13 protein-coding genes are annotated in these 23125 nt (G+C 72.5%); 6 read left to right on the top strand and 7 right to left on the bottom strand.

Annotated elements, in window-relative coordinates:
• Positions 1-60: 60 nt before the first annotated feature.
• Both ACZ4TO_RS27055 and ACZ4TO_RS27050 read right to left on the bottom strand, forming a co-directional pair.
• Complete coding sequence (locus ACZ4TO_RS27055) at positions 61-2202, bottom strand: MFS transporter (RefSeq protein WP_468025423.1); 2142 nt, start codon at positions 2200-2202, stop codon at positions 61-63.
• Positions 2203-2405: 203 nt separating this feature from the next.
• Entirely contained in the window at positions 2406-5090 is a 2685-nt protein-coding gene (locus tag ACZ4TO_RS27050; protein WP_468025422.1) for a D-alanyl-D-alanine carboxypeptidase family protein, read from the bottom strand.
• 393 nt (positions 5091-5483) lie between these two features.
• Here ACZ4TO_RS27050 and ACZ4TO_RS27045 point away from each other — a divergent pair, with 393 nt between their 5' ends.
• The 3 genes from ACZ4TO_RS27045 to ACZ4TO_RS27035 all read left to right on the top strand — a co-directional run bounded on the left by ACZ4TO_RS27045 (position 5484) and on the right by ACZ4TO_RS27035 (position 8018).
• Positions 5484-6239: a GOLPH3/VPS74 family protein gene (locus ACZ4TO_RS27045; RefSeq protein WP_382791399.1), complete on the top strand. Its 756-nt coding sequence runs from the start codon at positions 5484-5486 to the stop codon at positions 6237-6239.
• Between the two features lie 430 nt (positions 6240-6669).
• A complete protein-coding gene (locus ACZ4TO_RS27040) occupies positions 6670-7527 on the top strand; it encodes a helix-turn-helix domain-containing protein (protein ID WP_382791396.1) in 858 nt (285 codons plus the stop codon).
• Between the two features lie 281 nt (positions 7528-7808).
• A complete protein-coding gene (locus tag ACZ4TO_RS27035; protein WP_382791393.1) occupies positions 7809-8018 on the top strand; it encodes a DUF397 domain-containing protein in 210 nt (69 codons plus the stop codon).
• Positions 8019-8102: 84 nt separating this feature from the next.
• On the opposite strand, the gene ACZ4TO_RS27030 is transcribed toward ACZ4TO_RS27035, so the two are convergent.
• A complete protein-coding gene (locus ACZ4TO_RS27030) occupies positions 8103-8942 on the bottom strand; it encodes a hypothetical protein (RefSeq protein WP_382791390.1) in 840 nt (279 codons plus the stop codon).
• 106 nt (positions 8943-9048) lie between these two features.
• Here ACZ4TO_RS27030 and ACZ4TO_RS27025 point away from each other — a divergent pair, with 106 nt between their 5' ends.
• Positions 9049-9834 (top strand): SDR family oxidoreductase, encoded by a 786-nt coding sequence (locus ACZ4TO_RS27025; protein ID WP_382791387.1) that lies wholly within the window; start codon positions 9049-9051, stop codon positions 9832-9834.
• A gap of 338 nt (positions 9835-10172) precedes the next feature.
• Positions 10173-11750 carry a sodium:solute symporter family protein gene (locus tag ACZ4TO_RS27020; protein ID WP_382791384.1) on the top strand — a complete coding sequence of 526 codons (1578 nt, stop codon included), beginning with the start codon at positions 10173-10175 and terminating at the stop codon, positions 11748-11750.
• 59 nt (positions 11751-11809) lie between these two features.
• On the opposite strand, the gene ACZ4TO_RS27015 is transcribed toward ACZ4TO_RS27020, so the two are convergent.
• The 4 genes from ACZ4TO_RS27015 to ACZ4TO_RS27000 all read right to left on the bottom strand — a co-directional run bounded on the left by ACZ4TO_RS27015 (position 11810) and on the right by ACZ4TO_RS27000 (position 21387).
• Complete coding sequence (locus ACZ4TO_RS27015; RefSeq protein WP_468025421.1) at positions 11810-12925, bottom strand: ADP-ribosylglycohydrolase family protein; 1116 nt, start codon at positions 12923-12925, stop codon at positions 11810-11812.
• Between the two features lie 116 nt (positions 12926-13041).
• On the bottom strand, positions 13042-16374 hold the full coding sequence (locus ACZ4TO_RS27010; RefSeq protein ID WP_468025420.1) for a tetratricopeptide repeat protein: 3333 nt from the start codon (positions 16372-16374) through the stop codon (positions 13042-13044).
• A 172-nt stretch (positions 16375-16546) separates the two neighbouring features.
• Positions 16547-18655: a LamG domain-containing protein gene (locus tag ACZ4TO_RS27005; RefSeq protein WP_468025556.1), complete on the bottom strand. Its 2109-nt coding sequence runs from the start codon at positions 18653-18655 to the stop codon at positions 16547-16549.
• Positions 18656-18792: 137 nt separating this feature from the next.
• Positions 18793-21387 carry a bifunctional FO biosynthesis protein CofGH gene (locus tag ACZ4TO_RS27000; protein WP_382791373.1) on the bottom strand — a complete coding sequence of 865 codons (2595 nt, stop codon included), beginning with the start codon at positions 21385-21387 and terminating at the stop codon, positions 18793-18795.
• A gap of 195 nt (positions 21388-21582) precedes the next feature.
• Here ACZ4TO_RS27000 and ACZ4TO_RS26995 point away from each other — a divergent pair, with 195 nt between their 5' ends.
• The gene (locus ACZ4TO_RS26995; RefSeq protein ID WP_468025419.1) at positions 21583-23097 is read left to right on the top strand and encodes a CehA/McbA family metallohydrolase; all 1515 of its coding nucleotides are present in this window, start codon (positions 21583-21585) and stop codon (positions 23095-23097) included.
• Positions 23098-23125 lie beyond the last annotated feature (28 nt).

Genomic DNA, 23125 nt, shown 5'->3' with positions numbered 1-23125 from the left:
GGACCCCGGAACCCGTCCGGCGGATCGGGCCGGACAGGTCCCTACGGGGTGGCGGAGCGCTCAGCGCAGCTCCTCCGGGCACGGTGTACCGCGAGGGAGCTGGTACGGCGCCGCGAGCCGGTAGGTGCCCGGCTTCGGGGCGAGCAGCTCCGTCCACGTGTCGCCCGCCGGAGTCTCCTCCGTGGGCATCAGACAGCCGTTGAGGTTCTCGTACGTCTTCGGGGTGCCGTCCGTGCGGCGCTTCGAGGCCCGCGTCTCCTGGGGTGCCTTCAGGCTCTTGCCGTCCTCGTCGACGATGCTCAGCCACGGCGAGTACGGGATGCGGATGAGGATGCGGCCCGCCTGCTTCACCTCGATGGTCATCTCGCCCTGCTCGGCCAGGTCGACGACGGCGTGCGGTTCGGCGAGCGGGGTGGGGTCGGTGACGGTGAAGAGCTGCCAGTTGGCGTCGCCCCAGATCTGCTTCAGATAGGGCATGCCCCGCTGGACGAGTTCGCGTTCGCGCTGGCCGCCGTCGCCGTCCGGCTCGCCCTTGGGCAGCACGACGTAGCGGATGGCCCAGCGCTGGAGCCACTCGTGGTAGTTCGCGGAGTTGAGCGTGTCGTCGTAGAAGAGCGGGTTGCGCTCCATGTCGGCCTGCCGGTTCCAGCCGCGGGCCAGGTTCACGTAGGGAGCGAGGGCGGAGGCCTCGCGGTGCGAGCGGGCCGGGACCACCTCGACGCGGCCCTTCTCGGCGTCGACGAGCTGGAGCTGGTTGACGAGCGGGGCCAGCTCGCGCGCCCAGGACGCCGCCGGGGTCGTGTGCACGATGTCGTCGACCGTCTTGAAGCCGATCCAGCCGGTGAACACGGCGAGGGCGACGACGGTGGTGTACCACTTGCGCGACTTCGGCACGGTGAAGGGCAGCGCGGCGGTCAGCGCGACTCCCGCGAACAGCATCGCGAGGCGCGTGATGTTCGAGCCGATCTGGGAGCTGATCAGCCAGACGAGGAGCACCGCGAGGCCGTACACCGCCGCGGTGATCCGTACCGTCGTCCACTCCTTGGGCACCGCGTAGTAGACCGCGGCGGCGGACGCGAACGGCAGGATGACCGAGAAGAACGTCATCGGCTGGGTGCCCGAGAAGGGGAACAGCAGGGCCGAGAGCCCGACCACGACCGTCGGGGCGATGCCGAGGGCGTAGGCGCCGGGGCGGCGCCGCTGGAGGAACATGGCCGCCGCCAGCAGGCCCACGAACAGTCCGGCGACCGGTGAGGCGGCCGTCGCGAGCGCCGCCAGCGGCGCGGCGCACAGGGCCTTCGCCCAGCGCTTGTAGCGCCAGCGGTGGGGCCAGCAGAAGACGACGGCGACCGCGCCGAGCGCGAACGCCGTGCCGAGGCCGTACGTCACCCGGCCGGAGATCGCGTTGCAGACCAGCGCGAAGATGCCCGCGAGCGAGGTGGCGATCGGGTTCCGGACGACGCGGCTGCGCACGAGGATCAGCGTCAGCAGACCGGCCGAGAGCGTTCCGGCGATCATCATCGTCGTGCGGACGCCGAGCACCGACATCAGGTACGGCGACACGACGCTGTAGGAGACCGGGTGCATCCCGCCGTACCAGGCGAGGTTGTACGCCGAGTCCGGGTGCCGGCCGACGAACTCGGCCCACGCGTCCTGCGCCGCGAGGTCGCCACCACTGTTCGCGAACGTGAAGAACCACACGATGTGGAGCACGCCGGCGAAGGCGGTGAGGAGGAGGACGGGGTAGCGGCGCAGAAGACCGAGCGGCGCGAAGCCGGCCGAGGCGACCGGTCCGGTCACGACGGTCTCGGGGTCGGCGGGTTCGGGGTCTGCGGGTTCGGACGCGGCAGGGTCTCCCGCGGGCCTGTCGTCGGGCTCGGACCCTGCGGGCTCCCCGGCGGGCTCGGACGCGGCGGGCCCTCCGGCGGACTCGGACCCGCCCGGCTTCCCCGCCGGCTTCCCACCCGGGCTCCGGTCCGGGGCCCCTGCGGTGCCACCGTCCGGATCCTCGGCCGTGTCGGTACGCGCGCTCGCGTCCGCGTGCGTGTCCGCGTGTGTGTCCGCGGCCGGGCGCGCCTGCACGCCCGCGCCCGCGACTACGTCGTCCCGCACCGCTTCCTGGATGCCGACGCGCGGTATTCGCGGGCCCGTTCCGTGGCCCGCGTCGGCGTCGTCGGCGTGTGTCGGCTCCGCTGTCGCCACTGCAAGGTTCTCCCGCTGTCCCGTTGGTCCGTTCTGGGCCGGGACCCGCGGCTCGCGAGCAGCCCCGATTAGCGCGACGCTAGCACGCACACCGCCGGACGGCCCCCGCGTGGGGCACCGTCCGACGGTGTGCGGTGCGGGTGCTGCTCCCCGCCCTACCTCACCGATGCGTGCGCGCGTACGTCATCGGCGCGTGTGTGCGCTCAGCCGACCCGGGTCACCTTCGCGCCGAAGCCGGGCTCGGCCAGGTCCGACTGGAGGGCGACGGGGATCCGTACCGCCTCGCTGGAACCGTCGCCGACCCTCAGCTCGCCGACGACCGTGCCGGCCTCGCCGCTGTGCGGGACGGCCGTCTTGCCCTGACCGATGCTCAGGTTCGTCTTCAGGCCGGGCCAGCCGATCGCGGTCATGTTCTTGGTGGCGACGACCGGGGTGCGGCCGCCGAGCTGGTCGTCCACGTAGCCGACGACCTGGCCCTTCTTCACCACCGTGGCGGTGACCAGGCTCTTCTGGACCTTGTCGATCAGCTTCTGGCTGTTGGTGATCGCCAGGTGGAGGCTGTCCCAGACCTTGCCGGTGCCGGCGTTCTGGTTCATGACGGCGCCGTAGATCGTCTGGGTCTTGCCGTCCACGACCTTGGTCGCGGCCCACACCAGGTTGCCGCCCGCGGGCGTCGACGAACCGGTCTTCAGGCCGATCACACCGACCTGCTGCACCAGCAGGTCGTTGTTGTTGTAGATCGGGTTGGGCAGCCCGGGGATGTCCGCCTTGGCCATCCCGACGACGCTGCGGAACACGTCGTTCTTCATGACCTGCTTGGCCAGTTTGACCTGGTCGGTGGCCGTGCTGACCGTCGTCTTCTGCAGACCGCTCGGGTCCGTGTACGTGGTGTTCGTCATGCCGAGGTCCTTGGCCGCGGCGTTCATCTTGGTGACGAACGTCTTGGCGTCGGAGTCCCAGCGGGCCAGCAGCCGCGCCACGTTGTTGCCGGAGGGGATCATCAGCATCTGGAGCATCTGACGCTCGGTGAACTGCTGGCCCTTGGACAACGCCGCGGTCGACTCGTCCGGCAGCTTCGACTCGTCCTCGGCCTGCTGGTCGACGGTGATCTTCTCGCCGTCCTCGTTCCCCTTCAGCGGGTGCTCCTGAAGGATGACGTACGCCGTCATGATCTTGGCGACGCTCGCGGTGGGCGCGGGGGTCTGCTTGCCGTCGGTGCCGAGGCTGCCGACGCCGTCCACCTCGATCGCGGACTGTCCCTGACCGGGCCAGGGCAGGTCGAGGCTGCCGCCGCCGAAGGTGTACGTGCTGTCGGCGCTGAGCGCGAGCGTCGGGGCCGGCAGCGGGCGGAAGGCCTGCGCGACTGCAAAGATCACCACGAGCAGCAGGACCAGCGGCGTCCAGATCTTGACCCGCCGTACCAGCGTGCGGACCGGGGTCTGCGGCGGCGGCGGGGTGTTCGTCAGCTCGGCGAGCAGGTCCAGCGGGGGCTTCGGCGGAAGCGGGAGCTGGGTGGTGCGTTCGGGGCCCACCTGCGGGATGGCCGCGGTGGCCGCAGCGGGCCTGTCGACCGGCTTCGGGGTGGAGGCGGGCGCGGCGGCCGGCCCGGGCTTCGCGGTCCGCTCCGGCTTCGCGGAGGGCTCGGGCGCGGGCTTCGGGCGCGCCGGGGGCGGGAAGTCGTCGAGGCGGTTGAGCGGGACGAACTTGCTGGTGCGCGCGGGGGTGCCGGCGGGCTTGGCACCGGACTCGCCGGTGGGCTTGTCGGCGGGCTTTGCGCCGGGCTTGTCGGCGGACGGGTCCGCGGGCTTGGCGCCGGGGGCGTCCGTCGGTTCGGCGGCGGGCTTGCGGTCGGCGGGCTTACGGGTGGCGTCGCCCAGCTTGAGCATGGTGGTGGGCTGGTCCACGGCCGGGCGCCGGGGGGTCTTGAAGACGGCGGTGGGCTGATCGACGGCGGGCTCGGCGGCGGAACCCTTGCCGGTCTTCGAGTCCGCGTCCGAGTCCTTGCCGGTCGTCGAGTCCGCGTCCTCGCCGGTCTCCGTGTCGCGGCGCTCGTCCGGCACCGCGTCCGAGGGCTCGTCGGACACCGTGTCCGGGACCGCGTCGGCGGGGGCGTCCGCGAGGGCGTCGGAGGACTCCTCGTCGCCGTCGCGCTCGTCCTCGGGTTCGGGTTCGGCGTCGTGCTTGCCGTCGGACGCGGGGGCGGGCTCGTCCTCGGCGGCGGTCGCGGAGGCGGGTTCGTCCTCCTCGTCCGCGGGTGTCTCGCCGGAGGCGGCTTCGGGTTCGGCCTGCGGCTCCCGGCCGGACTCGGGCTTCTCGTCGGTGGCGCCGTCGGCGGGTTCGGCGGCCCCCTCGTCCGTGCCGGACGCCGCGTCGGACGCCGTGCCGGACGCCGCGGGCGCCTCGGACGCGCTCTCGGCCCGCGCGGAGTCCCCGGGCTCGCCCGGCTCGTCGTCACCCTCGGCCGCGTCGGCCGGCTCCGCGTGGTCCGTGTCCGCGACCGCGCTGTCCGCTTCCGCGTCCGACCCGTCGGCGTCGGAGGCCTCGTCGGAGGCGTCGTCGTCGGAGGCCGTGGCGTCGTCGGCGCCCTCGGGGCCGTCGTCGTCCGCCGAGCCGGCGCCGCCCTCGGAGCCCTCGGATCCGGCCGTGTCCGCCGGAGCGGACTCGTCCGCCCCGGAGACCCACGCGGCCACCGCGGCGCGCAGCCGGGTGTCGCCCTCGGCGTTCTTGTCACCGGCCGCGGCGTCGCCGGCCTCGGACCCGGAGGCCCGCTCCGGCTCCGCCGTACCGGGGGCGTCCGCCGTGCGGGCGCTCTCGCCCGAGAGCGCCTTCGTCGAGAACACGGCCGTCGCCTGATCCACCCGTACCGTGGCGGCCCGCTCGCGGGCCATCGCCATCCGGGGGTCGGCCGGAGCCGAGCTCTGGGTCGACGCCGGCGCGCCCGACCGCGCCGGACTCGGAACCGATGCCGGGCTCGCCGGCGTCGCTTCTGCCGACGACGCCGACGACTCGTGCTGCTTCGACCTGTCGGGGGACTCGCCCGCCACCGATGCCTCCTCCATGCGGCGCGCGCCCTCCGCGCACCGAAAACGAACCGTCAAACCCTTGAACCGCCGCCCGGACACCGCTGCCCGAACCAGGTACCAGTGTCCTGTGCCAGGGCTCGACCCTTGCGGTAGACGAGAACGACATACCTGCCGGTTCCCTCATATTCCGGTCACGTGCTCTCGACAGACCAATGTGAGAGGGGTCACCCTGTCATTCATCCACGCGGGGAGGCATGGATGGGCAAGAGCCGCAGAACAATTCCGGAGGAGCTTCTGCTGCTGGCGTTGGACCCGGCCACGGGTACCACCGCGCAGCCGCAGTCGCTCGACCTCGGTCTGGCCGGAGCACAGCTAGTGGAGCTGGCGCTGGCCGGACGGATAGCCCCAGACGGGGATCGTATCGCCGTGGTGGTGCCACGGCCGACCGGAGATCCAACACTGGACTGTGCGTTGGAACTCCTTCGCCGACGCGGAGCACCCGTACGCGCGGTCAACTGGATCGGCGGACCCCGCCTGGGGCTCCGCCAGACCTACCTCTCGCATCTGGAGAGGTGCGGCATGGTCCATGCCGTGGCCGGCCAGATGTGCGGGGTCCTTCCGACGACTCGCTACCAAGCGACGGACACGGAGATCAGCCGGGAGATCCGAACCCGGCTGGACAACGCGATCCGCACCGGCGTACCGCCGGACCCGCGGACCGCGGCGCTCGCCGCGCTGGCCCACGCGGTCGGTCTCGGCAAGCACCTGTATCCGGGGAACGAGGGACGCTCGTCCCGCTCCCGGCTGCGGGATCTGATCAGGCACGACCCCATGGGCGGCCTCGTGGCGCACGCCGTGATGGACGTTCAGAGCGGTGTGGCCGCACAGCCTCGCCGCACCCCGGCACCGGCAGGCCGTCCGGCCACCGCCGGCGTCAGGACCGCACCGGAGACCGCACGCGGTGTTCCGATGCAACCGCGCCATGGTTCGATGGCGCGCGCCGTGGCGCACTGAGCCGCGGGCCCACGACGGCCCGCGTCCCGCACCGCCGGCACCATCGGCGGCACACAGCACCCGCACCGCCCGCACCGCCGCACCACACCAGCGCCGCACCGCAGTCCCCATGATCCGGTTCGGGAGCCGCCGGCTCGCGCGGGGTGGCTGAGACCGTACGTCCGGACGACGACACGGTCCCAGCGCCCCGCGCGACCGCATCGGGGCGAGGGAAGGCCCGTCCCCGACCCGCCGCGATCTCGCCGACCCGTCAGCGGAGTTCGGCCGGGCCGTCGACTCGGGCGTACGAGCACGTATACACGCCGAATCTGCGAACTTGCGCCCACCAGGCGCATATACGCCGTTTCCCAGCGGTAGAAAGCACCTTGGTGGCAATCTGCTCAACAGCAGATACGCAAAGTACAGGCCCGCAGCCGGAGGTGCACGTCCCGTGGCGTCAAGTGTCAATCCCACCGTCCGGCGGCGCCGGCTGGGCCAGGAGCTTCGGCGGCTCCGCGAACTCAAGGGCATGACGGCCGAAGAGGTCGCCGAGCGCCTGCTCGTGTCCCAGTCGAAGATCAGCCGGCTGGAGAACGGCCGGCGCAGTATCAGCCAGCGCGACGTCCGCGACCTGTGCGGAGTCTACGAGGTCGAGGACCACCGGATCGTCGACTCGCTGATGCAGATGGCCAAGGACTCGCGCCAGCAGGGCTGGTGGCACTCCTTCGGCGACATCCCGTACAGCGTCTACATCGGTCTGGAGACCGACGCCGCCAGCCTGCGCGTGTACGACCCCCAGGTCGTCCCGGGCCTGCTGCAGACCCGGCAGTACGCCGAGGCCCTGATCGCGGGGGCGCTGCCGGAGACCGCTCCCGCCGACATCGACAAGCGCGTCCAGGTGCGGATGAAGCGGCAGGAACGAATCTCCGCCCCCGACAACCCGCTGCGCCTGTGGACCGTCCTCGACGAGGCGGCCCTGCGCCGCGCCGTCGGCAACCGCTCGGTCATGCGCGAGCAGCTCGAGTACCTCGTGGAGCAGTCCCAACTGCCGCACGTCACCGTCCAGGTGATCCCCTTCGACATGGGCGCGCACCCGGGTCTGAACGGCCAGTACGCGATCCTGGAGTTCCCCGACGCGGCCGACTCCAGCGTCGTCTACATCGAGGGCGTGACCAGCGACCTGTACCTGGAGAAGGCGAACGACGTCCAGAAGTACAGCGTGATGTACGAGCACCTGCGGGCCCAGGCCCTGAACGTGGAGCAGTCACGGCAGTTCATCGCGGACCTCGCGAAGGACTACGCGCGCTGATCGGCACGGGGGCGGCCCGAGAGGGCGCCCCCGCCGATGAGTGGCCGGACCCTACACTGTCGTCACCCCGGGGCGGAAGACCCCCATGGAATATGCCATCCAGTCGAGTGAATAGTCGCTTCGTCAGCCGATGTTGGCGAGTAGCGTCGATCACGCCATCGAGCAACAACGTTGGCGCAATCCGGACCGCGGGACTCCTGACGGATCCGCAGTCCGGTGGCAGTGCGCCGACGGCTTCGTGGCGGCAACTCATCGACGAACGACAGCTTTCTGGAGCGATCATGGCAATTCAGCAGGGCGCCCTCGACACCTGGACCAAGTCTTCCTACTCCACCGGCAACGGCGCCTGCGTCGAGGTCAAGTCCCCGGTCGTCTCGGCCATGGCGGTCCGGGACTCCAAGGTCACCGCCGGCCCCACGCTCGCCTTCCCCGCGGACGCCTGGAACGCCTTCGTCACCGAGGTGAGCCGCGGAGCGTCCGACCTCGTCTGACCCTGTGGCCGGAACAACTTCATACACCCCACCGAAGAGCCCTCTCGTCCGGCCCGCCGTCCTGGCCGAGAGGGCGGGTGCGCGTCAGCGCAGACGGTCCACGTAGGTGTCCGTCCCCGGGATCGTGGGGATGAACGGGGCCACCAACTCCACCCGCCCCAGGCCCGATTCGGCAACGGCCTCGTCCAGGCCCGTGAAATGGGCCTCCCAGCAGTCGCGCGGGTCCTCCTGAAGGAACCACAGCAGGGTCAGCCGGGTGTCCACGCCCTCCACCTGCTTGACATAGGTCATCCGGTCGCCGGGGAGCGGAGTCGGCCGGAAGACGGTGACGAGGGCGGCGGGTGAGCCCGTGAGCCGCCGGGGCAGGTGCCGGGAGCGCAGCCACTCCAGCAACTCCGCCCGCTGTTCGGCCGATTCGGCGTCGACGACCTCGACCACGAGGCCCGCGTAGGGGTGGTCGAGGGCGTGGAAGTCACGGGGGCCCGCGGCGCCGTCGCGGTAGACGGTGGCCTCGTGGTCCTGGAAGGCCGTGAAGACGTGCGTACGGTCCTGGTAGACGCGGCCGTCGCGGTTCAGCCGCTTGTTGATGCCGACGGTCCACTTCATGTGGTCGTCGTAGCGGCCCTCGGTGACCCAGTAGGTGGAGATGTAGCAGCCCGCGGTGACCGGCTGGGCGACCGCCGACTTCTCGGGGTAGCGCAGGAGCTGGAGGTCGCGGGTGGCGACCCAGCGGCGTCCGGCGTACATCCAGGGCATGGCCATCGCGCCGGCGTAGTAGTGGTCGTCCTCGTACCAGCGGTTGTAGGCGTACTCGTGGCCCGGGTGCGGTTCGACCAGGGTGATCAGGGCGTGGCCCGGGTGGACGCCGTACGGGCCGAGGGCGGCCAGTTCCGCGTAGGTCTCGCTGCGGGTCTCCTCCGGCATGACGAACCCCTTCCTCGGTGGGATGTGCGCGGGACTTCCTTCCTCCGCCGGACGCCCATACTCTGACGCCCCGTCAGACAATGCGCCAGAGCCGAGGAGGCCCCGGATGTCTTTGCTCGCCGGCAGGACCGTCGTGGTGTCGGGTGTCGGGGCCGGGCTCGGCCATCAGGTCGCGGCGGCGGTGGTGCGCGACGGGGGCAACGCCGTGCTCGGCGCCCGCACCGAGGCCAATCTCGCGAAGTCGGCGGCCGAACTGGACCCGGACGGCACGCACACCGCGTTCCGGGCGACGGACATCACCGACGAGGGGCAGTGCGAAGCGCTCGCGGCGCTCGCGGCCGAGCGCTTCGGGCGGATCGACGCGGTGGTCCATGTCGCCGCCTGGGACAGCTACTTCGGCGGGCTTGAGGACGCCGACTTCGCGACCTGGCAGTCGGTCATCGACGTGAACCTGCTCGGCACGCTGCGGATGACCCGGGCCTGCCTGCCCGCGCTGAAGGAGCGCGGCGGTTCGGTCGTCGTCATCGGGACGCAGTCCTCGGTCGCCGCGCCGAGCCAGGTGCGGCAGGCGGCGTACGCGGCCTCGAAGGGCGCGCTGACGAGCGCGATGTACTCCCTGGCGCGGGAGCTGGGCCCGCACCGGATACGGGTCAACACCGTGCTGCCCGGTTGGATGTGGGGCCCTCCGGTCGAGGCGTACGTGCAGTTCACGGCCTACACCGAGCAGGTGCCCGAGGCGGACGTCTTGAAGCGGCTCACCGAGCGGATGGCGCTGCCCGAGCTGGCCACGGACGGCGACGTCGCGGACGCCGCGGTGTTCCTGGCCTCCGACCGGGCGCGGGCGATCACGGGGCAGTCGCTGCTCGTGAACGCGGGCGAACTCATGCGGTAGTCGATACGGCCGGCGGCCCCTCTCCCAGGCGCACGGGACCCGCATCCCGTACGGCTGTCGACTTGTCGTTGCTGTTGTGGGTCCGGCGAAGTGCCCGCCCATGGTGTGGCTCCCGTCACGAACACGACAACAGCCCGGTGGGTAAAGTAGAGGCAAAATCGTTCTGCTTTCTGATCTGTGTTCATATCTGTGACCGCGAAGGGTCTTGACCGCTCCCTCCGAACGGCGGTTCAATCCCCGAAGTCCCCGCTCCCGCACGGGGCGCCCGCCCATGCACGTACCGGCGAAGTGCCGTCCGGTATCTGCAAGTTCACAAGGCGGACCCCTGGAGGGGGCACATGAACGGTCTCGACTGGGCCGTCCTGGTCGCGTACTTCGGCGTGATGACCGCGATCGGTGTCTGGTCCCACAAGCGTGTGGACGATGTCAGCGACTTCTTCACCGCGGGCGGCAAGATGCCGTGGTGGCTGTCCGGCATCTCGCACCACATGTCGGGCTACAGCGCGGTGATGTTCACCGGCTACGCCGGCATCGCGTACACCTACGGCATCACCTCGTACGTCACCTGGGCACTGCCCATCGCCATCGGCGTCGCCATCGGCGCCAAGGCCTTCGCGCCCCGGCTCAACCGGCTGCGCTCACGGCTGCACGTCGCCTCACCCCTCGAATACCTCAAGGACCGCTACAACGTGCCCACCCAGCAGGCGCTGGCGTGGTCCGGCATCCTGCTGAAGATCGTGGACGTCGGCGCGAAGTGGGCGGCCATCGCCACCCTGCTCAGCGTCTTCACCGGTGTCACGCTCACCCAGGGCATCATCATCACCGGCGGCATCACGGCCGTGTACTGCACGATCGGCGGTCTGTGGGCCGACGCGCTGACCGAACTCGGCCAGTTCGTCATCCAGTTGCTGGCCGGTCTGTCGATGCTGATCATCGTGCTGAACAAGATCTCCGACCAGGGCGGCCTCTCCAAGGCGCTGGACTCGCCCAAGCTGCACGGTCACGGGGACGGGTTCGCGGGCCCGTATCTGACGGTGTTCTTCATCGCGTACCTGTTCATCAAGCTCTTCGAGTACAACGGCGGCATGTGGAACCAGGCCCAGCGCTACATGGCCACCCGTGACGCCAAGCAGGCGACGCGGTCCGCGTTCCTGTCCGCGGGACTGTGGTTCGTGTGGCCGGTCGTCCTGTTCATCCCGATGTGGCTCTCGCCGCTCCTCGTCACCGCGCAGAAGCCGGACGGCTCGGACGCGTACGGCCTGATGACCGAACAGCTCCTGCCGCACGGGCTGCTGGGCCTGGTCGTCGTCGGGTTCTTCTCGCACACGATGGCCATGTGCTCCTCGGACGCGAACGCCATCTCGGCCGTGTTCACCCGTGACGTGATGCCGGTGTTCTCCCGGGCCGCGCGCGCCTGGGACACCCGTGCGGGGCTCATCGCGGGCCGCGTGACCACCGTCGCCTTCCTCGGCCTGTCCATGGCCGTGGCGACCCAGGTCAACTCCCCCACGTTCAAGGACATCATCACCGTCGTCATCAAGTGGGTGGCCGGTCTGATGGGGCCGATCGCGATCCCGTTCATCCTCGGTCTGCTGCGGCCGTTCCGCAGGTCGGGACCGACGGCGGCGCTGACGAGCTGGGCCTGCGGTCTGCTCGCGTTCTTCTTCGTCAACTACCACCTGGACTTCTCGCAGCGCACGGACGTGAAGCTGGAGTACCAGGTCGCCCTCCCGATGGTCATCTCCCTGGTCCTGTACGTCCTCATCGGCTTCCTGCGGCCCGAGGACACCCCGGAGCGGGACGCCGTCCTCGAGCTGATCAACACCGACGACGACGGCTCGGCCGCCGCGGCGATCCCGGCACCGGCGGGCGCGGAGGCGTCGGACGGCGCGGTCGCCACGCAGGTCAAGGACTAGGGCGTGTCCGACCCTTCCCGTCCGCCCGGCCTCGGCGGGCGGACACACCCCGGGACCGCTCAGGCGCGGGGGTAGCGGGCGAGCCAGCCCGGGGACGATCCGGCGGGGCCGTGCAGCGCGGGCCCCTGGGTCATCTCCATCGCGAAGTCGTCCGCGAGGACCAGCACCGTGGGACGGCCCTCCAGTTCGGCCAGCCAGGCCGGCGGGAGGGCCGTCTCGCCGTGCAGGGCGCCCAGCAGACCTCCCGTGAGGGCGCCGGTGACGGCGGATGGCCCGCCGTGGTTCACCGAGAGGCACAGGCCGTGCCGGACGTCCTCGCCGACCAGCACGCAGTACACCGCGGCGGCGAGGGCCCCCTCGGAGATACCGCTCACGGCGAGCTCCTGGACCCGCTCGGCGGAGGGCATGCCCTGCCGTACGGCGCCCAGCGCGTGCTGGAGCGCGGCGGCGACCGGCTGGTGCCCGGGCCGGGTCGTGAGCAGCGCGAGGGCCTGCTGCACGGCCGCGTCGAGGTTCTCGCCGCGGGCCAGCGCGTGCACGATCACGGCGTACGCCCCCGCCGTCAGGTACGCCGAGGGGTGGCCGTGCGTCTGCGCGGCGCACTCGACGGCGAGCTGCATCACGAGCTGCGGCTCCCAGCCGACGAGCAGCCCGAAGGGCGCGGAGCGGGCGGCGGCCTCGGGGCCCTGCTCGCCGGGGTTCTTGGGGGCGTCCAGCGTCCCCATGATCTCGTCGGCGAGGCCGAGCAGACAGGCCTTGGCGGGGTCGCGGCGGGCGTAGAGCCACTCCTCGCGGGCCAGCCAGCCGTCGTCCTTGCGGCGCTCGTCGGGCCCCCAGTCGCTCTGGGTGGCCGCCCAGCGGCGGTAGGCGCGGTGCAGGTCGGAGGGCGGATGCCAGGCGCCGGTGTCCCGGCGCACCTGGGCGCGGACGAGTCCGTCGACACCGAACAGGGTGAGCTGGGTGAGGCCGGTGACGGCGCCGCGCCGTCCGTACGCCGGGGCGGGACCGACGAGGCCCTCCGCCCCGTACGTCTCCCGGATCGCCTCCAGCGAGAGTCCGTCGACCGGCGCGCCCAGCGCGTCGCCGACGGCGGCACCCAGCAGCGTCCCGCGGACCCGGCTCCGGAAGTCCTGCTGCTCCCCACGGCCCCAGACGGCACCGGCTGTCGCACCCACCGAGACCTCCTGAGGCACTGTCCCTACGTCCGACAGCAGAGCACTGTAATCGAACGCGAACGGTCGGTTGAGGCCACGGAACCATAAAGGCCCGGTCGGATCCGCGACGGGCGTGATCAGCCGGTGTGGCGCTCCCGGACGGCGTCGCGGGCCGCCGTGACCGCCGCGAGGCGCGGGGTCAGCTCGGCGGTCTCGGCGTCGGGGCAGCGCAGGAGTTCGTCGAGCACGTCCACGAGGTTCGCCAGCTCCTCCCAGTCGGGGTCCAGGGCCAGCAAGGCGGTCAGTTCCCGGTCGGCGGCGGCCCAGTCCGCGAGGGCCCAGGCGACGATGCACCGGCCCGACGCGCGGAGCCGTTCCTCCTCTTCCGTGTCCAGCAGCCGCGCCAGCTCCCGCCACCAGGGCTGCGCGGCCGCCCGGCCGCGGAACCGCCGCTCCGTCATCGCCACCTCGAAGGTGCCCGACAGCGGGGCGGTCTCGCGCAGCCGCTCGGCGAGGTCCCGGGCGTCCTCCCCCCGGCCCCTGTGCCGCAGGATCGTGACGTGGAGCTGGTCGCGGGCCGGGACGAGGGCGTCGTCCGGGCCCGGCGCCGGGTCCTCGGCCAGCCGGGCCGCCGCCTCCTCCCACCGGCCGCGGTGGATCAGCAGTTCCACGATCTCGCGGCGTGCTGTGTCGGCGTCCCCGTCCAGGGCGATCAGCCGTTCCCAGTCGGCGAGCGCCCGCTCGGTCCGGCCGGTCGCCAGGAAGACCCGGGCCCGCTGGTCGAGGGCGTAGGCGTACTCCGGGTCGGCCGCCAGGGCCCGGTCCAGCCGGACCAGCGCCTCCGCGTGCTCTCCGAGGTCGCGGAGGACCGCCCCCAGGCAGCCCGTCGCCGAGGTGTTGCCGGGGTCCCGTTCCAGGAGGTCCCGGAACACGGCGATCGCCTCCTGGTGCCGGTCGTCCAGGTGGTAGGTGTTGGCCAGCTCGATCTCGATCCAGTCGGCGTCCGGGTCCGCGGCGAGCGCGCGCCGCAGGTCCTCGTACGCGCCGGGCAGGTCCCCGAGGCGGCGCCTCGCCCGCGCCCGCATCACCAGCGCCCAGGAGTACTCCGGGGCCAGTTCGACGGCGCGGTCGAGGTCGGCCAGTGCCTCCGCTCCGTGACCCAGTTCGTGGTGCGACACCCCGCGGCCCGCCAGGGCCGAGGCGTGGTCGGGCTCCAGGGTGACGGCCCGGCCGAGCTCGGCGACGGCCTCCTCGAAGCGGCCCGCGAGCCGGTAGGTGTCGCCCCGTTCCGACGCGACCCAGGCGTTCTCGGGTTCCAGTCGGGCCGCCCGGTCCAGATCGGCGAACGCCTGCTCCCATTCGTCCGTGTCCCGGCGCAGCCGGGCTCTGCGCACGAGCGGCCACAGGAAGTCCCCGTCGATGCTCAGCGCCCGGTCGAAGTCCGCGGCCGCCTCCTCGAACCGGCCGAGGGCGTGCCGGCACACCGCCCGGGTGGCCACCGCGTCGGCGTTCGTCGGGTCGAGGGCGACGGCCAGGTCGAAGTCGGCCGCCGCTTCCGCCGCGCGGCCGGCCATGCGGTGGGTCTCCGCCCGCTCGGCGATGATCCAGGCCGTGCCGGGCCGCAGTGCGTCCGCGCGGTCGAAGGCCGCGAGCGCCGCGGGGTAGTCGCCCAGCAACTGGTGGGTCAGGCCGTGGCCGTAGTGCACCCGTGCCTCGTCCGGATCGAGCTCCAGCGCCCTGCCGTACTCGGCCAGGGCCCGCGCGTACTCCCCGGCGATCCGCAGCTCCCTGGCCCGCACCCCGTGGGCCAGGGCCCGGCCCGGACCCTGGAGTTCGGGGCGGGCGAGCAGCAGTTCCATCGCCCGGCCGACCCCGTCCTCGTCGTCGGCGAGGGCCTCGCCCAGCGACCTGCCCAGCTCGCCCGGGACCCGGGCTCCGGCCGCGTCCCCGGCCTCCTGGAGCATCCTGGCCCAGGTGCGCCCGGCCGCCGGGCCGGTGCGGCAGGCCTCGACCAGGGCGTGCAGCGCCTCGCCCAGCGCCGCGACGGGGCGCGCGCACAGCCGGTGGTAGGACTCCTCCAGCCGCAGCCGCAGCCAGGGTTCGTGGCGCCACACCTCGTCGGGATCCACCAGTCCCCGGCCCGCCTCGTCGCGCCACCGGCGGAAGACCTCCGCGAGCCGCTCGTGGCGTTCGCTCCAGCCGCGCGGGGAATGGCGCCGCTGGAGCCGGAGCATCGCCTCGCGGACGAGGTCGTGGTAGCGGACCCGGTCGCCGCGGCCGTCCACGAAGGGCAGCGCGCGCAGCCAGTCGAACAGGGCGCCGCTCTCGTCGTCCGCGTGCGCCTCGTCCGTGCGCTCGACGGCCGCCCGGACCACGTCCAGGTCCAGGCTCCGGGGCAGGGCGCACGCGAGCGCCACCGCCCGGCGCAGCGGATCCGCCTCCCACTTAAGGAAGCGTTCGACGGCCGTGGCCGAGGGGTCTCCGACGTCCCCGGGATCCGCGGGACGCTGCTCGGCCAGGGTCGAGACCAGCAGGGGGAGTCCGCCGGTGAGCCGCAGGACCTCCGCGACCACCGGCTCCGAGACGACACCCTTGCCGGCGAGGAGCCCCCGTGCCTCGGCCTCCGTGAACGGTCCGAGGGGCAGGTCGGTGACGAAGTCGCCGAAGCCGCCCCAGCGGGCGGTGTCGAGGGGGCGCTGTCCGGCGGTCACGACGACGACCGTGGCGGGCAGGACGCCGTACTCGCGGGTCGTCATCATCGCGTGGAGCCAGCCGTCGAGGAAGGAGCCGGTCCTTTCATACGTATCGAGGAACAGGACGATCCAGGGCACGGCCTGGGCCGCCTCGGACAGCTCCGCGACGAGGACCGGGGTGAGCACGGCCTGGGGCGCGAGGACCAGCCGTACGTCCTCCTGGCTGCGCAGCCGGGCGCTGACCCTGGCGTGCAGCCGGTCGGCGCCCTGGGCCAGGTGGGCGGGGTCCATGATCCCGGCGAGGGCTCCGACGCCCGGCACCATCCCGAGCCCCAGCAGGCCGGCCCGCGCCACGGTCAGGCCGGCCGCCGAGGGGCCGGGCCGCTCCGTGTCCTGCGGGCCGAGGACGGCGCTCTGCGCCTCGTGTCGCCGCTCGCGGTACGCCGTCAGTAGACGGTCGAGCTCCTTGAACCGGTGTCCCTGTGCGGCGAACTGACGGCTCATCGCCTCCAGGGCGTCGGGCAGCCCGGTGGCGTTCTCGTCGACGTACGCCGTCAACGCCGCGTGCTCGGCGGCCAGTTGTTCCATCTCTTTCAAGAGGAACGACTTCCCCACGCCCGCGTCGCCGTGCACATGGAACAGGAACCGGTGCCGCTCGTCCTCCGGCGGCAGTTCGAAGTTGGCGCGGAACAGGGCGCGTTCGGTGCCGCGCCCGACGAACCCGTGCCGTCGCCGCCCTTCGATCAGCTCCTGCATCGACGGCCGCGCCCGCACCATTCGCCCGCCCCTCCCCCGTGGTCCGCCCGATCCGTCCCCCAGTCTGACGCACCCTGTCCGGGACCGAACGGGGATGACGGGATGGGTACGGGCGGCCGGAACGCGCTTCCGGCCGCCCGTCTCGGCGGTGCCCGTGCCCGGGGCCGGGTTCAGGCCCCCGGGACCGGTGGGATCACGGGTCGATGCCCGCGCCCGAGCCGAGCTGCTGGATCTGGGTGTCGCTCAGGACGCCCTTGTAGGCCTGCACCTCGTCCACGTCGCCGCGGAGGTACTCGGTCCAGCCGTCACCGGCCTTGGCCCGGCCGACCTGGAGCGCGCCGGTGCTGTGCCAGCCGTTCGGGAAGTCCGCCGTGTCCCCGCCGCCGAGCTGTCCGTCGACGTACAGCTTGATGGTGTCGGCCCCGTCGTCGTAGACCACGGCGAGGCGGTGGCCGAGGCCCTCGCCGCCGTCCGCGAACTCGGCCTCGGACACCACCTTCTCCGGAGCCCCGGCCTCGTCCCTCTCCGGCATCACGAGCTGCCAGGTGTGCGTGGACGGCTCGTAGCGCACCCGGAAGGCGTCGGTGTGCTCGCCCGCCTGGGAGAGCACGGTCATCGCGTGGTCCGGCTCGGCGTCGGCGAGGCGGACGACGACGCCGAGGGAGAAGCTGTCCCCGGTGTCCACGACCGGCCCGTCGGTGGCCGCGTACCCGGTCTCGCCGTCCAGTTGCAGGTCCGCCCCGTCGGCCAGCGCCGGCGGCACGGGGGTGCAGTCCGGGTCGAGCTCCGGGATGCAGGAGTCGTCGGAGCCCTGCCGGATCGTCGCGCCGCCGCCGAGCCGCAGCGGTGAGCCGCCGCCCTGCTCGGGGCTCACCCCGTCCGTCGCGCTCTCCAGCGACCAGTGACCGAGCCGCTTCGGGGCGCGGTGGGCCAGTTCGGCGACCTCGCCCGGGACGACGACCCGGTCGTGGACCTGGACGTCACCGACCTCGCCGTGCCAGCGGTCGCGGTAGCCGGAGGTGCCGCGCGCGCGGCCGATCTGGAAGGCGCCGGCGGCTTCGGCGGGCGTCGCGTCCACCGCGGTGCCCGTCTCGCGACCGTTGACGTACAGCCGCGCCTTGCCGGTCTCCGCGTCGTACACCCCCAGGAGGTGGGCCCATTCGCCGGTCTCGGGCGCGCCGCCGGAGACCCGTGCGCCGCCGATCGTGAACGCCCAGGCCGGACCCGAGTCCCCGGCGCGCAGGCCGAGCGCGAAGCCGGGTGTGCCGTCGGCGTCCTGGGAGGCGACCGTCATGGTCCGGCCGGTCTCGGCGGGCCGCACCCAGGCGCTGACCGCGAAGGACTTGCGGAGGTCGGTGGCGGGGGCGTCCGGGGTGAGGAAGCCGTGGCCGCTGCCGTCCAGGCTCACCGTGGAGGCCGTGCCGGTGCCCGAGGGGGCGGGGCCGCCGAAGGCCGCGCCGATGCCGGCGCGGGCCGCGGTGCCGGTCTCCGCCGCGGCCGACCGGGAGCCGGCCGGGTCGGTCAGTTTCCAGCGGGCGACGGGGGCGCGGCCGGACTGGACGTTGAAGTCGTAGGTCGTCTGACCGCTGCTGCGGCCCGCCCGGTCGATCGCGCGGACCTGGAGGTACTTCGGCCCGCTCCTGAGCGGCAGGTACGGGATGGTCACGGCCCCGCCCGGACGGGCCGGGGACACGGTGCCGTAGGGGCCGCCCAGAAAGCCGTAGGTGTACGACACCACGTCGTCCGAGGGCGAGTCCATCGTGAAGTGGCCGTAGACGCCGACGCCGTCCACCCAGAACTTCTCGTCCGGGGTGGGGTACTCGGGCGAGGTGATCGTCGCGTTCGCCGGATTCGTGTCGTCGATGACGAACGAGCAGACCGAGCCGGCTCCCTCGTCGCTCCACGGGGAGGTGGTCTTGGTGTCGTTCGCGCGGACGTGCCAGGAGACGACCGTGTTCACGGGAAGGTCGGAGGGCGTCGTCCAGTATTGGGGCGCCCCCGACGACAGGGTGATGGTGGTGAAGGAGCGGCGCTGCTCCACGCCCGCCGAGTCCGTCCACCAGGCCTCGAACTCGCCCTTGACGGGGCTGGACTCCGAGGGCTGGTTGTCCTCCTCCGGGTCGTAGAGCACGGCGCTGAGCCGGGGCGGCTGCGCGACGTACGCCGTGTCCTCGCCCGTCGCGCACGCGCTGTTCCCCGTTTTCAGGTCCTGCACGAGCGGCTGTTTCGGCGGCAGGTTGTCCAGCGCGGACGCCGAGCCGGCGGCCGTGGCCACCAGCGCCACCGCGCAGCACCCCACCATCAGCCGACCGCGCCCGACCGCTCTTCCGGAACTCCTCAAGTCACTCTCCCCTGTTGACACTTGGCGCTTGATGATCAAGCGAGCCGCATGAACCTAACAGGGACCACCGACAGCGCAGAAAAGGTTTTCTGCGGGCCTCAGTCCAGCACCGGCAGCAGCTCCGGCAGGTGGCCGTCCGAGGCGGCCGCCGCGCGCTGCCGTTCCTGGGGGACCTCGCCGTAGAGGGTGGTGCGGGGCCTGGCGGGGCGGCCCGCCGCCTCGGCCACCGCGATCAGTTCCTTGACCGACTTGTACGAGCCGTAACTGGAGCCCGCCATGCGGGAGATGGTCTCCTCCATCAGGGTGCCGCCGAGGTCGTTGGCGCCGGAGCGGAGCATCTCGGCGGCGCCCTCGGTGCCCAGCTTGACCCAGCTCGTCTGGATGTTGGGGATGTGCGGGTGGAGCAGGAGGCGGGCCATCGCCATCACCGCGCGGTTGTCGCGGGTCGTCGGGCCGGGGCGGGCGATGCCGGCCAGGTAGACGGGGGCGTTGGTGTGGATGAAGGGCAGGGTCACGAACTCCGTGAACCCGCCGGTCTGCTGCTGGATGCGGGAGAGCGTGCGGAAGTGGCCGAGCCAGTGGCGGGGCTGGTCGACATGGCCGTACATCATCGTCGAGGAGGAGCGGATGCCGAGTTCGTGGGCCGTGGTGACGACCTCGATCCAGGTGGCCGCGGGCAGCTTGCCCTTCGTCAGGACCCAGCGCACCTCGTCGTCCAGGATCTCCGCGGCCGTGCCGGGAATGGTGTCCAGGCCCGCCTCCTTGGCCGCGATCAGCCATTCGCGGATGGACAGGCCGGTGCGGGTCGCGCCGTTCACCACCTCCATCGGGGAGAAGGCGTGGACGTGCATGCCGGGGACCCGTTCCTTCACCGCCCTCGCGATGTCGAAGTACGCCGTGCCGGGCAGGTCCGGGTGGATGCCTCCCTGCATGCACACCTCGACCGCGCCGACGTCCCAGGCCTGGGCGGCGCGGTCCGCGACCTGGTCCAGGGACAGGGTGTACGCGTCGGCGTCCGTACGGCGCTGGGCGAAGGCGCAGAAACGGCAGCCGGTGTAACAGACGTTCGTGAAGTTGATGTTGCGGGTGACGATGTACGTGACGTCGTCGCCGACGGCCGCCCGGCGCACGTCGTCGGCGATCCGGCACAGGGCGTCCAGGGCCGGGCCGTCGGCGTGCAGCAGCGCGAGGGCCTCGTCGTCGGTCAGCCGCGTCGGGTCGTCGGCCGCGGTCGCGAGGGCCGCCCGTACGTCCGTGTCGATCCTCGACGGCACCATCCCGGGGGCCGCGGCCTCCTTCAGGGCCGCCCAGTCCCCGTACACGGTGTCGAAGTCCTCGCGGCGGTCGCCCGTGCGGCCCTCGGTGTCGATGGCCTGGTGCAGATCGGTGCGCCCCGAGGACGTGAAGGCCTCCTCCGGCTCCTGCCAGGGGTGCCCCTCGACCACCGCGTCCGGCATCGCGAGTCCGGTCTCCGGGTCCGCGAGCGCCCGCACGTGCGGCAGCAGCCGCGGGTCCAGCCAGGGCTCGCCGCGCCGCACGAACTCCGGGTAGACGCAGAGGCGTTCGCGCAGCTCGAAGCCCTCGGCGGCCGACCGCTCGCGCAGCAGCTCGATCTGCGGCCAGGGCCGCTCCGGGTTGACGTGGTCGATGGTCAGCGGCGAGACCCCGCCCCAGTCGTCGATCCCGGCGCCGATGAGCCGCCCGTACTCGCCGGCGACCAGGTTGGGCGGCGCCTGGAGGCAGGCGCCCGGGCCCATGATGTGCCGGGCGACGGCGACGGCGGCGATCAGCTCGTCCAGCTCCGCGTCCGGCATGCCGCGCATCGCGGTGTCCGGCTTGGCGCGGAAGTTCTGGATGATCAGCTCCTGGATGCCGTGGTGGGCCCGGGAGATCCGGCGCAGCGCGAACAGGGAGTCGGCGCGCTCCTCGTACGTCTCGCCGATGCCGATCAGCAGCCCGCTGGTGAAGGGGACGGAGGAGCGGCCGGCGTCCTCCAGGACCCGCAGCCGGACGGCCGGTTCCTTGTCCGGGGAGCCGTGGTGGGGGCCGCCGGGCTCGGACCACAGACGGGTCGCGGTGGTCTCCAGCATCATGCCCATCGACGGGGCTACCGGCTTGAGTCGCTGGAAGTCGGTCCACGACATCACACCCGGGTTCAAGTGCGGCAGCAGGCCCGTCTCCTCCAGGATGCGGATCGAGATGGCCCGTACGTAGGCGATCGTGTCGTCGTAGCCGTGCGCGTCCAGCCATTCGCGGGCCTCGGGCCAGCGGTCCTCCGGCTTGTCGCCGAGGGTGATCAGGGCTTCCTTGCAGCCGAGTTCGGCACCCCGGCGGGCGATGTCGAGGACCTCGTCCGGGGACATGAACATGCCGTGGCCGGCCCGGCGCAGCTTGCCGGGGACCGTGACGAAGGTGCAGTAGTGGCACTTGTCCCGGCACAGCCGGGTCAGCGGGATGAAGACGCTCTTGGAGTACGTGATGACGCCGGGCCGGCCGGCCGCGTCCAGGCCCGCGTCCCGCACCCGCGCGGCGGAGGCGGCCAGGTCGTCCAGGTCCGCGCCGCGTGCCTGGAGCAGCACCGCGGCCTCGGTCACGTCGAGCGCGACGCCGTCCCGCGCGCGCCGCAGCGCGCGCCGCATGGAGTTCGCCGTCGGCCCGGATCCGGGAGTCGCGCCCGTCGCGGAGGTCGTCATCCTTCGAGCATACGGTCGAGGTCACCGGGGACAGCGGGACCCGAGGGCATTCCGGCCGCGCGGCATCTGTCGGCCTCCCCGAAAGCCGTCGATCCCCCTGGTGTGCACCTGCGTTCACTGCCTCCTCGCACAGTGGTCCGTGGCACTTCGCATCACTCATGTCACTGTCACACCCGACTCCAGGGGAGCAGCAGTATGTGCGAGGACGACCACGGCATCGGCAGACGCGCCCTGTTCGTGACGGGAGCGGCTGCCGCGCTTACGTTGGGAAGCGTGACCTTCCCCAGCGGTGCGCACGCGGAAGCGGCGGACGACCAGGAGACCCGGACGGTGCGGGGCACCCTCCCCACCGGCTCCCCCGACTTCGTGTACCTCCCGGTCGAAGTACCGGCCGGGGTGGCGGAGATCAAGGTCTCCTACAGCTACGAGCGGCCGTCGGTGCCGGCCGGCACGGCGGGCAACGCCCTGGACATCGGCATCTTCGACGAGCACGGCACGGAGCTGGGCGGGCGGGGCTTCCGGGGCTGGTCGGGCGGCGCGCGCACGGAGTTCTTCATCCGCTCGGACGACGCGACCCCCGGTTACGTCCCCGGACCGGTGCGCCCCGGCACCTGGCACATCGCGCTCGGGCCGTACACGGTGGCGCCGCAGGGCCTGGCGTACGAGGTCACGATCACCCTGACGTACGGGAAGCCGGCGCCGGCGCCGGAGCCGGTGTACCCGCCCTCGCGCGCCAAGGGCCGCGGCCGCGCCTGGTACCGCGGCGACTGCCATCTGCACTCCTGGTACTCGGACGGCCGCCGCACGCCCGCGGAGATCGCGGCGCTGGCGCGGGCGGCGGGTCTGGACTTCATCAACTCCTCCGACCACAACACGCATGCCGCGCATCCGCACTGGGCGGACCAGGCGGGTGACGATCTTCTGATCATGCTCGGCGAGGAGGTCACCACCCGCAACGGGCACGTGCTGGCGCTCGGCACCGAGCCCGGGACCTTCGTCGACTGGCGCTACCGGGCCCGCGACAACCGCTTCGGCCGGTTCGCGCGCCGGATCCGCGGTGCCGGCGGCCTCGTGGTGCCCGCGCACCCGCACGCCACGTGTGTAGGCTGCGGCTGGAAGTTCGGCTTCGGCGAGGCGGACGCGGTCGAGGTGTGGAACGGCCCGTACACCCCCGACGACGAGGTCGCCCTCGCGGACTGGGACAACATGCTGGTCGCCTCCGTGCGCGGCGGCCACGACTGGCTCCCGGCGATGGGCAACAGCGACGCGCACCGCGACCCCGACCCGGTCGGCTCCCCGCAGACGGTCGTCCTCGCCGACGACCTGACCCGCGAGGCGATCCAGGAGGGCATCCGCGCGGGCCGTTCCTACGTCGCGGAGTCGAAGCTGGTCTCCCTCTCCTTCTCGGTGTCCGGCGCCAAGGGCGAACACGCGGGCATCGGGGAACGGTTGCGGGTCGCCCCGGACACCCCGGTCACCGTCCGCCTGGAAGCCGCCGGCGCCCCGCGCTGCACGGTCCGCTTCGTCACCGACCAGGGCACGCTGTTCACCAGCGACCCCCTGCCGGTCGCGGGCTCGGGAACGGTCGAGTGGCGCACGACGGCGTCCTACGCGGCGTACGTCCGCGCGGAACTACGCCACGAGACGGCGGCGGGCCCGGTCCCGGGAGCACTGGCGGCGTTCACGAATCCGATCTTCCTGGGGGTGTAGGACTCCCCCGGGCTTCCGGGCGCGTCAG

Source organism: Streptomyces sp. NPDC028298 (assembly GCF_055565895.1).
The sequence above is the reverse complement of the archived record's forward strand: the minus strand, read 5'-3'. Positions and strand labels throughout refer to the sequence as shown.